The following is a 12,642-nucleotide window of genomic DNA, read 5'->3' on the forward strand; positions in this document are numbered from 1 at the left end:
CGCGGACAACGCAAGAAGCTGGATCCCCGCCTTCGCGGGGATGACGATATTTTATAAATGCCGAGTCTAATTATTCTGCCCCGACCCGCTCTGCACACGCACCGTCGAACTCTTGACCGCCGGCGGAAGCGCCTTGTTCGCGGGCGGCGCTTTCGGCGCGGGCTGCGGCGCCTTGGGCTGGGCGCCATTGCCGCCGCCGGTCTGTTCGTCGAGCCAGCGCTGGTCCATCACCGGCGGCTCGACCTGCGGCTCGTTCCCCTCGCCGCCATCGCTCGGGGGGCGGTTTTCGCTGCCGCCATAGGGCAGCTCGACCGGCATGCCATTCTCGTCGACGAAGCCGCCCTCGCCGGGCTCGCCCAGATAGGCCTCATCCTCGTCCTCGAGCTGCCAGTCGGGCAGCTTGACCTCGGTGTCGAATTGCTCGACCGGGCGCCGCGCGACGGCGACGCGCATGAAATCGGCAAAGGCCTTGGCGGGCGCGCGCCCGCCCTGCAGCCCGCCGACCGCCTTGGCATCGTCGCGGCCCATCCACACGCCCGTGGTCAGCCCGCTCGAGAAGCCCAGGAACCAGCCGTCCTTGTTGCTCGACGTCGTTCCGGTCTTGCCCGCGACGGGACGGCCGATCTGCGCCGCGCGCCCGGTGCCGGTGGCGACCGCGGTCTGCATCAGGTCGGTGATTCCCGCGGCGACCCAGTCGTCGACCAGCACCGTGCCGCGCTCGGGCGCGCGCTGGTAGAGCAGGCGGCCATCGGCGGTGGTGACCTTGGTGATGCCATAGGGCGCCGCCGACACCCCCTTGCGCGAAATCGCGGCAAAGGCGGCGGTCATGTCGATCACGCGCACGTCGGAGGTGCCGAGCACCATCGACGGCTGCGTGTTGATCGGGGTCGAGATGCCGAAGCGTCGCGCCATGTTCGCGACCGACGAAGTGCCGACCTCGTCGCCGAGCTTCGCGGCGACGGTGTTCACCGAATAGGCAAAGGCGCTGCGCAGGTCCATCGCGCCCGAGAAGCGCCCCGACGAGTTGCGCGGCGACCAGCCGCGGATCGTCACCGGCTCGTCGACCACCTCGTCGCCGAGCTTATAGCCCGATTCGAGCGCGGCCATATAGACGAAGACCTTCCACGCCGAGCCCGGCTGGCGCACCGCCTGCGTCGCACGGTTGTAGTTCGACGCGACATAGTCGGTGCCGCCGACCATCGCGCGCACCGCGCCGTCGCGGTCGATCGACACCAGCGCGCCCTGCGCCCCGCCGGGTACATTGGCCTGGATCGCCGCGGTCGCCGCGCGCTGCATGCCGAGGTCGATGGTGGTGTAGACGTCGATCGCCTCGCTGCCCTCGTCGATCAGCATGTCGAGCTGCGGCAGCGCCCAGTCGCTGAAGTAACGCGCGCTGTTCTGCCCCGTTTCCTGCGCCATCTGGACGTCGGCGGGCTTGGCGCTGTCGGCCTGCGACTGGGTGATCACGCCCGCATCGACCATCACGGCGAGCACGACGCCCGCGCGGCCGAGCGCGGCCTGCGCGTCGGCGGTCGGCGAATAGCGCGACGGCGCCTTGACGAGCCCCGCGATCACCGCGGCCTCGGACAGCGACATTTCGGTCGCGCTATGCCCGAAGAAGCGCCGCGACGCCGCGTCGATGCCGTAGCTGCCGCCGCCGAAATAGACCTTGTTGAGATAGAGTTCGAGGATCTCGTCCTTCGAGAATTTCCATTCGAGCGCCATCGACAGGATCATCTCGCGCGCCTTGCGCGTCCAGGTGTAGCTGTTCGAGAGGAAGATGTTGCGCGCGAGCTGCTGGGTGATCGTCGATGCGCCCTGCAGACGGCGGCCGGTGCCGCGGTTCTGCACCGCGACGACCGCGGCGCGCGTCATGCCGACGGGATCGACCCCGGGATGGTAGCGAAAGCGCCGGTCCTCGACCGCGACCATCGCGTCCTGCATCACCTGCGGCGTCTCGCGCAGCGTCAGCCAGCGTCCGTAATTGGGCCCGAGCGAGAGGAACACCGTGCCGTCGGCGGCGTGGACGCGGATCGTCTGCCCCGCGGGCGATTTCTTGAGCTCCTCGAAGCTCGGGATGCGCTGCACCGCGATGCCGACCGCGACCGCCAGCGCGACCGCGCCGACGAGCACGAGGCCGAGGCCCCAGCGGATCATGCGGCGCAGCCACAACCGCCAGCGCGGCGGCTCGCCCTTGGGAGCCGAACCGCCCGATCGGGTGCTGGCCGGTGATTTACCTGCGGAAACCTGCTGTCTTTCGCGGCGCAAAGCCGATGTCCTTCCCTCGCTGCGCCCCTGTACGCGTCAGCAGCGAGGGTCGGTGGTCAACCCTCGCCGGTGGATGCGTCATCCGGCGAGCGGTCCGCGAAGTCAAGCGCCGCGCTGTTGATGCAGTAGCGCAGCCCCTCGGGCCCGGGGCCGTCGGGGAAGACATGGCCCAAATGGCCTTCGCACTTCGCACAGCGCACCTCGGTGCGGACCATGCCGTGGCTGGTGTCGGTCACCTCGGTCACCGCAGCGTCGGCGGCGGGCGCGGTGTAGCTCGGCCAGCCCGATCCGCTGTTGTACTTGGTGGTGCTGTCGAACAGGGGCGCGCCGCAGCCGGCGCAATGATAGACGCCGTCGCCCTTGTGGTCGGTATATTTGCCGGTGAAGGCGCGCTCGGTGCCGCCCTCGCGCAGCACATGATGCGCCATCGGGTCGAGCGGCTTGGTGTTGGGATCGGTCATCGGATGATCTCCTGTTGACGGGCCCCGCGGGGCGCCGTTTTCTTGTGGATAATATCGGTCGGGGAACGCGCCGCCGCAAGGGGCAGGAGGGGTCAGCCGCTGCGGATGCGCGTCGTTCGCGATGCTATTCGCACCAAGGACGGAAAAAGTGACGCCGCTGCGGTCATGGGCCCCGCCGTCCGTGGATTCTCACCCAGTCGCCAGACAAGATTCGCCAGCGCAAAGGGCCGCGCCATGCGCGCCGCGAGCGCGCGCTGATACTCCGGCGCCGCATCGCCGCCGCCGCGCCGCCATGCCGCCACCGCCGCATCGGCGCTCGCGACCGCGAGCCCCATGCCTTCGCCCGCGAGGCTCGGGATCACCCCCGCCTGGTCGCCAAGGCGGAACAGCCCGGGCGCGGTGTCGGCGGTGCGCCAGCCATAGGGAACATGCCCGATCGCATCGACGCCGCGCGACCAGTCGGCAAAAGCGAGCCGTTCGCCGAGCCGCGGCAGCGCGTCGCCCAGTACGCGGAGCAGCGCGCCGGGATCGCCCCCGGCCTCGTCGAGCCGCGACTTGTGCACGGCGAGGCACAGGTTGCTGCTGCCGTCCTCCTGCCGCACCAGCCCGGCGTAACCGCGGTCGAAGAGATGCAGCTCGACCGCTTCGCCGACGAGCCGCTCGAGCGCTGGATGCGTCGGCAGCCGCAGCCGCAGGCCCATCACGGGGTCGCTCCGCTGCCACGCGGCGGGCTCGCGCGCAAAACCGCGAAAGCCATGCTTGCCCGCCGCAAGGAAGATCGCCGATGCCGCCAGCGCCGCGCCGTCGCGCGTCTGCACGCTGCCGTCGGCGATCGCGGTCGCGTGGACGCCGCGCTCAAGCCCGGCTCCAGCCGTCTCGGCAGCGACCTGCAGCACCGAATCGAGCCGGTGGCGCGACACGCCCAAGGCGGCTTCAGGCAGCCGCGCCTCGCTCATCCGCTTACCCGCGAACAAGCGCACGCCGGTGACGCGCTGCCCGCCCAGGGTGTCCGCCGCGATGCCGATTGCTTCCAGCCGCGCGAGCGTCTGCCAGCTGAGAAACCCGCCGCACAGCGCATCGCCCGTTTCGCGCGCGCGTTCGAGCAGAAGCACTTGCGCGCCGCTCCGCGCCAGCCCGATCGCCGCCGCCGACCCGGCGGGCCCGGCGCCGACGATCAGCGCTTCGGTCACCGGATGCGCTCGACGCAGAGGCGGTAGGGGAAGCTGCGGAAGATGCGGCAATCGCCCGCCGCGTCGGGCAGGGCTTCCACCAGCATCGCCGTCCATTCGCTCCGGCGAAAGCTGCGCCCGACCGAGAGCTGCCCGTCGCGCCGCACGATCGGATCGACCCATGCCAGCGTCGCGAGCAACGGATAGCCCGCGAAGGGCAGCCGCTGGCGGTGCAGGTCGTTGACCAGCCAGCCGCGCGCCACCTCGCGCTCCATGAAGCGCAGGAACTCGCTGCGCTGGATCGGGGTCATATGGTGGGCGACGAGGCTCGACATCACAATGTCCCACCCCTCGCCCGCGAGGTCGCGATAATCGCCGGTGACCAGCCGCACGCGTCCGTCAAGCCGCACTTCGGCAACGGGAGCGCTGTTGGGATTGAGGTCGACCCCCACGAGATCGAGCGCCACCCCGCGCTTGTCGCCCCAGCGCGCGATCCGCGCCAGCATGTCGCCCGCGCCGAAGCCGACGTCGAGGATGCGCCACGGCCGCGCGCCGATCCCGCGCGCCCGCACCCGCTCCAGAAATCCCAGCGTCGGCCGCGCGGCGAGCGTCAGCGCATTGATCCGCGACAGGTCGGCGAGCACCTTGGCATAGCGCGCGGGCGCGAGTTCGACCGCGTCCATCTCCTCTTCGGCCTCGATCGGCACGGCGAGGCTGGCGAAGGGGTTCACGTTCTTATATATCCTTGGGGGCGGTGAAGCGGATCGCTTCGGCGGCGAGCCCGGGGCCGAAGGCGATCGCGATCCCCTCGCCCTGCGCCCGCCGTTCCATCATGTGCGCGAGCACGAAGAGGATCGTCGCCGACGACATATTGCCCCACGCCGCGAGCACCGCGCGGCTGTCGGTCAGCGCGTCGGCGGGGACGTGCAGCGCCGCCTCGACCGCGTCGAGCACCGAGCGCCCCCCGGCGTGGATCGCGAGCAGCGGCGGCGGTGCGCCATCGAAAAGCTGCGCTTGCACCGCCGGCTCGCCGAGCGCCGCGCGCAGCCGCCCGGGCACCTCGCCCGACAGCTGCATCTCGAACCCCTTGTCGCCAATATCCCAGCGGATGAGGTCCTCGCTCGCCTCGAGCGCAAGGCTGCGGCCTTCGCCGAGCGCCAGCCCGCCGGGCTCGCTCGAAACGATCCCCGCCGCGGCGCCGTCGCTGAACTGGAGCATCGCGAGCAGGGGCTCGGGCTGGTCGGCGAGGCTGAGGTGCAGGGTGGAGAGCTCGACGCTCACGACCAGCACCACGGCACCCGGCTCCGATCGCACGATGTGCCGCGCATTGCGGAGCGCGGTCACCCCGGCGTAGCAGCCCATGAAGCCGATCAGCACGCGCTCGACCGTGGGCGCGAGGCTCAGCCTGCGCGCGATGATCTGGTCGATCCCCGGCGCGACGAAGCCGGTGCAGCTCGCAACCACCAGATGCGTCACCCGCGCGGGATCGAAAGCGGTGCCGAGCCCCGCGATCGCCTGCAAGGCGAGGTCGGGCGCATGGCTCGCATAGGCCGCCATGCGCACCGAGGTCGGCGGCAGCCCGGGCACGTCGTAGAATCCCCCCGGCGCGACCGGCGACCCGCCGGCGGCGGTCGGCGGCAGCACCGACCAGCGGTGCGCGATCCCCGACCGCGCCGCCATGCGCGCAAACAGCGCACGCGTGCGTTCGTCGGCAACGCGCGGCGTTGCCCAGTCGATGAAGGCCTGATGGATATCATGATCGGGCGTCGCGGTGGCGAGCGCGTTGAGCCAGGCGGGGGGAGCGGGGGGCATGGCGCTGCTTTGGGCCAAAAACGGGAGACTCGCCAGCGGATAAGCGCTTCGCCGCCTTTACCGCGGCTTAACCATGAAAGGGCTAGTGCACAGGCGTGGGACCGCGCCTTTTCCTTGCCCTTGCCCTGCTCGCCGCGTCGTCGCCGGCCTCCGCGCAATGCCTGCTGTGCGGGCAGGACGGCACATCGGACGCAAAGGCCGCACGCCAGGCCGAGACGCCGCTGCGCGTCGAGGTCGAAACCCAGCTCGATTTCAGCCGCGTCGCGGTCGGCGCGATGGGCGGCGCGGTCGAGCTCGACCCGCTGTCGGGCGCGCGCCGCCTCAGCGGCGACGTCGTCGACCTCGGCGGCTTCGCGGTCACCGGGACGGTGACGGTCACCGGCGAGCCCGGCGCCGCGGTGCGCGTGATCCTGCCGACCAGCGTCGATCTCGAAGGCGACCGCGGCCGCAGCGCGCGCGTCAGCGGCCTCGTCACCAACCTCTCCGCCGCACCGCGCCTCGGCCCCGACGGGCGGCTGCAATTCCGCTTCGGCGGCCGGCTCCAGATCGCCGGACTCGACGACGGCGACTATCGCGGGCGGATTCCGGTGACGGTGGAATATGAATAGGCGGGCGATAGCGGCGCTGGCCGCCGCCACCCTGCTCACGGGCTGTTCGGATTCGGAATATGGACCCAAGCTCACGCGCGCCGACGTCGAGGAACTTGCCGAGGAAATCCGGGTCACTGTCGGCGACACGCCGCTGGTTTTCCCGCGCGTGGCGCTGCACGGGCGCGACGAAGCGCAACCTTTCCCGGCAGCCGGTGCGAAGCTCGACCGTATCGAATTGGGTATCGGTCCCTATGGCTGGAGCGATTTCGAGCCCGAAATCCGCAAGATCTGCCCGCTGCTCGCGCGCCGCTGGGTGGCCTCGGTGTGCAAGGACCCATGGGCGCCTGTCGAACAGGCGATGCCGTACGGAAGCTTCTTTCTCGTCGATCGCGACGCGATGGGCTTTTTCGACCGGCATCATACGGCAGCGGGCCGGACGTGGGGCGAGCGGCTCCGCGCCATGCGGATGGCGCCGGGCAAGGCGATCGCAGAATGCGACCGCGACGAAGAGTCGGGCCGGAACAGCTGCACCGCGGCGCTTCTGCTCTCGCCGCAGCTGGTCGCCGTCTGGTCGGTGGGGGGCAGCGAGCGCGAGACCGCAGAGGCGAAAGCCGGGCGCGAAGGCAAGGCGATCGCGGCCTTCGTACGCTACGCCATCGCGCCCGCGGAGGATTTCGACCGGCTGCTCCCGGCGATGTGCGAACTGCGCCGTCCAGAGGCCAGGGAAGGCCCCGACGGCGACCCCTGCAAGGTTTAGCCGCGCACCCCGAACAGCGCGGTCCCGACGCGCACGTGCGTCGCGCCGAGCATCACCGCGCCCTCATAATCGCCGCTCATCCCCATCGAACGCAAAGGCAGGCCGTGGCGTTCGGCGAGTTCGGCGAGCAGCGCGAAATAGGGCGAGGGGGAGACATCGGCCGGGGGAATCGCCATCAGGCCTTCGATTTTCAGCCCCGCGTCGGCCGCTTCGGCGAGCAGCGCGGGCAGGTCGGCGACCGCAACGCCGCCCTTCTGTTCCTCGTCGCCGATATTGACCTGGACGAAAAACTGCGGCTGGCGGCCCAACTTCGCGCAGGCCTTGGCGAGCGCCTGCACCAGCGACGGGCGGTCGACCGAATGGATCGCGTCAAAGAGCGCCACCGCCTCCTCGGCCTTGTTCGACTGCAGCTGGCCGATCAGGTGGAGCGTGATATTGGGGGTCCCGGTCCGCAGCGCGGGCCATTTACCCGCGGCCTCCTGCACGCGATTTTCGCCGAAATGGCGCTGGCCCGCGGCGATCAGCGGGCGGATCGCGTCGGCGTCATGCGTCTTCGACACCGCGATCAGCGTCACCTCCTCGGCCTTGCGACCCGCGCGCGCCGCGGCGGCGGCGATTCCCGTTTCGACTTCGGCCAATCGCTGCGCTGCGTCTTCCATCGCTGATCCTTCGCTGGCGGCGGCGCGTTGCGCGCGGCGGCGACGCGCCTATAGAAAAGCCGATGCCCCGGCGCCACCCCCTCCCAACCCTCTGGCCGCAGGCCTGGCTGTTCACCGACGCGCGGCTCGGCGACGCGCTGTTCGCCGCGGTCGCCACGCTGCCGCCGGCGAGCGGCATCGTGCTGCGCCACGACGAACTGGCGCCGGGCAAACGCTGGCGCCTCGCACGCCGCCTCGCGCGCACCGGGCACCTGCTGCTGCTCGCCGGCCCGCCCGCGCTCGCGCGGCGCTGGGGTGCTGACGGCGTTCACCTGCGCCAGCCGTCCGCGAAGCAGGCGGCGCAGGCGCACCGCCTCGGCCTCATCGTCTCGATGCCGGTGCATAATGCCCGCGAAGCCGGCGCCGCGCGCCGCGCGCGCGCCGACCTGGCCTTCGTCTCGCCGCTCCATGCCACGCGCTCGCATCCCGGCGCTCCGGCGCTCGGGCAAAAGACATGGCTCCGCCTCGCGCGCCTGACCGGCGCGCAGCCCGTCGCGCTCGGCGGCATGACCGCAAAACGCGCGCGCTCGCTTGGCCGGGCGAGCGCAGCAAGCGGCATTGCGCCCGGCTGGGCTGGAATCGATGCGTGGATGAGTCTTGCGGGGCGTTAGAGGACAGGCCGCCCTATAAATCCCGTTCGTGTCGAGCGAAGTCGAGACACGCCGAGTTCGTGCGCGCCTTCCCGTGTCTCGACTTCGCTCGACACGAACGGGAATAGGGAAGGGTCTGGAAGCTGCCATCGACCGGAGTTCTCCAATCGATACGGTAACGAAACCCCACGCGTTAAAAACGGAACGCGGTACCCACATACACCGCCTGGCTGTCGCGGCGGGCGTCGGTCAGCGGCTGGACGCCATCGTCGCTCTTGTAGCGCACGCCCGCGGTGACATCGAGGTTCTTGGTCACGCGATAGCTGCTGACGACGTCGACGGTCTGGTCGTCGCCGGGTGCGGTCAGGCGGTCGGTCGCGCCGGCGGGGTCGCTCGGCCGCGCGGTCATGCGCGTCGCGAAGCGCGACTTCTTCTCATTCTGCTCGGGCGCCTTGGCCTGCGGCAGGTTGCGGAGGTCCAGCCCGCGCGGCAGCGCCGGGGTGACGAATTTCTCGAACCCGACCGATGCGCCGAGGTTGTAGGCGACGGGGGTGATCGCGACCGGCGCCTTGCGGCCCTGAACCAGCGCCGAGGTCAGCGCGGCGCTCGACGATTCGTCGCGGCTGCGCACGACGACGGTGATCGCGCGGTTGCCGCGATTCTCGTCGGTCAGCGCGGGGGTGAAGCTGAAGCTGCGGCGTGCGTCGGCCGACACCTTGGCATAGCGTGCGATCAGCCGCGGATCGCCCGATGCGGGGGTGAACTGCCCCAGCAGGGTGTCCGACAGCGACGTTTCGCGGATGCGGTCGGCGCGGCTCATCGCGGCGAGCGCGGGGGGCAGGGCGAGCGGAATGGCCGCCAGAACGACGACCCCTGCTTTCCAGAAATGGCGCGATGTGCGCGGCATTGTCTGCGACTCCAACCCCAGTACCCAGCCTGAATAGGCCTGTTGCGCCGACTTTTCCAGTGATTCGCACGAAAGCAAATCTTTAGCCCCTGAATTTTTGCGGGCCTGTTGCGCGATGACCACAGTGGGGGCGTCACCTGACTCCCCGATGAACGGCGCAAACAAGCGCATTGCCGCGCTTGCCGCCGCGCGAGAGGCGCGATAGAGACGCTCGCAATTCTTTAGCAGCGCGGCGGTCGCCCGCGCCATTTTGATAAGGTGTTTCGGCATGTCCAAGCTTTCCGTCCTTGCCCTGACCGGTCGCCGTACCGCCACGCTCGCGCTCGTTAGCGTCGCGGCGCTCGGCCTTGCGGCGTGCGGCGGCAAGGAACGGCCGCGCGCCGATCTCGCCGCGTCGCAGGTCACCACCATCGGCGTGAACAGCTATTTGTGGCGCGCCTCGCTCGACGCCTTGTCGTTCATGCCCCTGCTCCAGGCCGATTCGTCGGGCGGGGTGATCATCACCGACTGGTATGCGAACCCGGGCAACCCGAACGAGCGGATGAAGGTCACCGTGTCGATCCTCGACCGCGACCTTCGCGCCGACGCGCTCCGCGTCGCGGCCTCGCGTCAGGTCGCGCAGGGCGGCACCTGGGTCGACGCGCCGGTGCAGGCGGCGACGGTGCAGAAGCTCGAGGAAATCATTCTCACCCGCGCCCGCGACCTGCGCCGTTCGGCCTTCGAGGGCTAATTTCCGGGCGCGGACGCGCGCCGCCAGACATCAACGGGGTAAGAAATAATGACCCGCGAACCGCGCTTCGGCGCCCTCGCCGCCGACGCCCGCTGGCAAAAGGAGTGGGAGGCGGCGAACAGCTTCGCCACCACCGATACCGACGGCAAGCCCAAGGCCTATATCCTCGAGATGTTCCCCTATCCCTCGGGGCGCATCCACATGGGGCATGTCCGCAACTATGCGATGGGCGACGTGCTCGCGCGCTTCAAGCGGATGACCGGGCACGACGTGCTCCACCCGATGGGCTGGGACGCCTTCGGCATGCCGGCCGAAAATGCGGCGATGGAAAAGGGCGTGCACCCCGGCGGCTGGACGCGCGACAATATCGCCGCGATGCGCAGCCAGCTGAAGCGCCTCGGCCTCGCGATCGACTGGAGCCGCGAGCTCGCGACGTGCGAGCCCGATTATTACGGGCAGGAACAGGCGCTGTTCCTCGACCTGTTCGCCGCGGGGCTCGTTACGCGCAAGCACAGCTACGTCAATTGGGACCCCGTCGACATGACCGTGCTCGCGAACGAGCAGGTCATCGACGGCCGCGGCTGGCGCTCGGGCGCGCCGGTCGAGAAGAAGAAGCTGTCGCAGTGGTTCCTCAAGATCACCGACTTCGCCGACGAGCTGCTCGAAGGGCTGCAGAGCCTCGACAAATGGCCCGACAAGGTCCGGCTGATGCAGGAAAACTGGATCGGCAAATCGCAGGGGCTCGAGTTCAGCTTCCGCATGGCGGGCGGCGCGGTGGGCTTCGACGTCTTCACGACGCGCCCCGACACGCTCTATGGTGCGAGCTTCGCGGCGATCTCGCCCGACCATCCGCTCGCCGAGAAGCTGGCGAAGGATTCGCCCGAGCTCGCGGCGTTCATCGAGGAGTGCCGCCGCCAGGGCACCGCCGCCGAACAGCTCGACACCGCCGAAAAGATGGGTTTCGACACCGGCCTCGCGGTCGAGCACCCGCTCGACCCCAATTGGCACCTGCCCGTCTGGGTCGTGAACTATGTGCTGATGGACTATGGCACCGGCGCGATCTTCGGCTGCCCCGCGCACGACCAGCGCGATCTCGACTTCTCGCGGAAATACGGCCTGCCCGTCCACCGCGTGATCGCCGACGGCGAGGAGACCGGCCAGGTCTTCCATAGCGACGAGGCCTACACCGGCCCCGGCCGCCTCGTGAACAGCCACTTCCTCGACGGCATGACGATCGACGAAGCCAAGGCCGCGATCATCGCGCGCGCCGAGCATGAGGGCTGGGGCAAGGGCACGACCGTGTGGCGCCTCCGCGACTGGGGCGTCTCGCGCCAGCGCTATTGGGGCACGCCCATCCCCTTCATCCATTGCGACGCGTGCGGCCTGCTGCCGGTGCCCAAGAGTCAGCTTCCCGTCGTCCTGCCCGAGGACGCCGATTTCTCGGTCCCCGGCAATCCGCTCGATCGCCATCCGACGTGGAAGCATGTCGCCTGCCCGAGCTGCGGCGGCGAAGCGGTGCGCGAAACCGACACGCTCGACACCTTCGTCGATTCGTCCTGGTATTTCCTGCGCTTCGCCTCGGCTCCGGCGGACAAGCCCTTCGATCCCGAGGTGATCCGCCGCTGGCTGCCCGTCGACCAATATATCGGCGGCATCGAGCATGCGATCCTCCACCTGCTCTACGCGCGCTTCTGGACGCGCGCGCTGCAGAAGATGGGGATGATCGACATCGCCGAACCCTTCGCCAGCCTCTTCACGCAGGGCATGGTGACGCACGAGACCTACAGCCGCGAGCAGGGCGAAGGCCTGCCGCCGATCTTCTTCACCCCCGAAGAGATCACCCGCACCGCCGACGGCGCAACGCTCAACAGCGAAGGCACGCCGGTGCAGGTCGGCCGCGTGATCAAGATGTCGAAGTCGAAGAAGAATGTCGTCGATCCCGACGCCATCCTCGACCAGTACGGCGCCGACGCCGCGCGCTGGTTCATGCTTTCCGACAGCCCGCCCGAGCGCGACCTGCCGTGGAGCGAGGCGGGGATCGAGGGTGCGTGGCGCTTCGTCCAGCGCCTGTGGCGGCTGTTCGGCGACACCGAGACCGTCGGTGACGGCGCCGAGGACAAGGCGCTCGCGCGCAAGCTACACCAGGCCATCGCCGGGGTCGCCGCCGATATCGAGGCTTTGGGCTTCAACAAGGCGGTCGCCAAGATCCACGCGCTCGCCAACGACATCGAGAAGGCCGTGCCCTCGGCGACGCGCGCCGAAGCGTGCCGGACGCTGATCCTGCTCGTCGCGCCGATGCTGCCCCATCTCGCCGAGGAGGCCTGGGCCGCGCTGCCCGAAGGCCAGCGCAGCACCGCGATGATCGCCGACGCCGCCTGGCCCGCTGCCGATCCCGCGCTGCTCGTCGACGACGAAGTGACGATCGCGATCCAGGTCGCGGGCAAGCTGCGCGACACGATGACCGCCGCCAAGGGGGCCGCCAAGGACGACCTCGAAGCCGCGGCACTCGCGCGCCCGCGCATCGTCGAGCTGCTCTCCGGCGCCGCGCCGCGCAAGGTGATCGTCGTCCCCGACCGGCTCGTGAACATCGTTCCCTGACAAGCCGCCCTCGGAACCTATGGCCCCCACTCTCCGTTCGCATCGAGCGAAGTCGAGATGCG

Annotated in this window: 12 protein-coding genes; 5 read left to right on the forward strand and 7 right to left on the reverse strand. The window is 69.8% G+C overall.

The window, feature by feature from the left end; translation table 11 throughout:
• Positions 1-66: 66 nt before the first annotated feature.
• The 5 genes from ATE62_RS13135 to ATE62_RS13155 form a co-directional block, all read right to left on the reverse strand.
• Positions 67-2,157, reverse strand: coding sequence for a transglycosylase domain-containing protein (locus tag ATE62_RS13135; protein WP_082662804.1), 2,091 nt, complete (start codon positions 2,155-2,157; stop codon positions 67-69).
• Between the two features lie 167 nt (positions 2,158-2,324).
• Positions 2,325-2,729, reverse strand: a complete 405-nt coding sequence (gene msrB, locus ATE62_RS13140; protein ID WP_058810188.1) for a peptide-methionine (R)-S-oxide reductase MsrB — start codon at positions 2,727-2,729, stop codon at positions 2,325-2,327.
• Between the two features lie 92 nt (positions 2,730-2,821).
• Complete coding sequence (locus ATE62_RS13145; protein WP_197411763.1) at positions 2,822-3,919, reverse strand: NAD(P)/FAD-dependent oxidoreductase; 1,098 nt, start codon at positions 3,917-3,919, stop codon at positions 2,822-2,824.
• Positions 3,916-4,581: a methyltransferase domain-containing protein gene (locus ATE62_RS13150; RefSeq protein WP_058810192.1), complete on the reverse strand. Its 666-nt coding sequence runs from the start codon at positions 4,579-4,581 to the stop codon at positions 3,916-3,918. The genes ATE62_RS13145 and ATE62_RS13150 overlap by 4 nt, the downstream gene beginning before the upstream one ends.
• A 52-nt stretch (positions 4,582-4,633) precedes the next feature.
• Entirely contained in the window at positions 4,634-5,710 is a 1,077-nt protein-coding gene (locus ATE62_RS13155) for a type III polyketide synthase (RefSeq protein ID WP_058810187.1), read from the reverse strand.
• Between the two features lie 95 nt (positions 5,711-5,805).
• On the opposite strand from ATE62_RS13155, the gene ATE62_RS13160 reads away from it, so the two are divergent.
• Both ATE62_RS13160 and ATE62_RS13165 read left to right on the forward strand, forming a co-directional pair.
• Positions 5,806-6,318 carry a DUF4402 domain-containing protein gene (locus ATE62_RS13160; protein WP_058810186.1) on the forward strand — a complete coding sequence of 171 codons (513 nt, stop codon included), beginning with the start codon at positions 5,806-5,808 and terminating at the stop codon, positions 6,316-6,318.
• Positions 6,311-7,057 (forward strand): hypothetical protein, encoded by a 747-nt coding sequence (locus ATE62_RS13165; protein WP_058810185.1) that lies wholly within the window; start codon positions 6,311-6,313, stop codon positions 7,055-7,057. The genes ATE62_RS13160 and ATE62_RS13165 overlap by 8 nt, the downstream gene beginning before the upstream one ends.
• Here the strand turns inward: ATE62_RS13165 and ATE62_RS13170 are convergent.
• Positions 7,054-7,716, reverse strand: a complete 663-nt coding sequence (locus ATE62_RS13170) for a YggS family pyridoxal phosphate-dependent enzyme (RefSeq protein ID WP_058810184.1) — start codon at positions 7,714-7,716, stop codon at positions 7,054-7,056. The genes ATE62_RS13165 and ATE62_RS13170 overlap by 4 nt on opposite strands.
• Positions 7,717-7,778: 62 nt before the next feature.
• On the opposite strand from ATE62_RS13170, the gene ATE62_RS13175 reads away from it, so the two are divergent.
• The gene (locus ATE62_RS13175) at positions 7,779-8,366 is read left to right on the forward strand and encodes a thiamine phosphate synthase (RefSeq protein WP_058810183.1); all 588 of its coding nucleotides are present in this window, start codon (positions 7,779-7,781) and stop codon (positions 8,364-8,366) included.
• Between the two features lie 172 nt (positions 8,367-8,538).
• Here ATE62_RS13175 and ATE62_RS13180 read toward each other — a convergent pair whose 3' ends face one another.
• A complete protein-coding gene (locus ATE62_RS13180; RefSeq protein ID WP_058810182.1) occupies positions 8,539-9,252 on the reverse strand; it encodes a hypothetical protein in 714 nt (237 codons plus the stop codon).
• A gap of 268 nt (positions 9,253-9,520) precedes the next feature.
• Between ATE62_RS13180 and ATE62_RS13185 the strand changes: the two genes are divergently transcribed.
• Complete coding sequence (locus ATE62_RS13185) at positions 9,521-9,982, forward strand: DUF3576 domain-containing protein (RefSeq protein WP_058810181.1); 462 nt, start codon at positions 9,521-9,523, stop codon at positions 9,980-9,982.
• Between the two features lie 48 nt (positions 9,983-10,030).
• A complete protein-coding gene (gene leuS, locus ATE62_RS13190; RefSeq protein ID WP_058810180.1) occupies positions 10,031-12,580 on the forward strand; it encodes a leucine--tRNA ligase in 2,550 nt (849 codons plus the stop codon).
• The last annotated feature ends 62 nt before the right edge of the window (positions 12,581-12,642 follow it).

Source organism: Sphingopyxis sp. HIX, from assembly GCF_001468285.1.
Classification (GTDB): Bacteria; Pseudomonadota; Alphaproteobacteria; order Sphingomonadales; family Sphingomonadaceae; genus Sphingopyxis.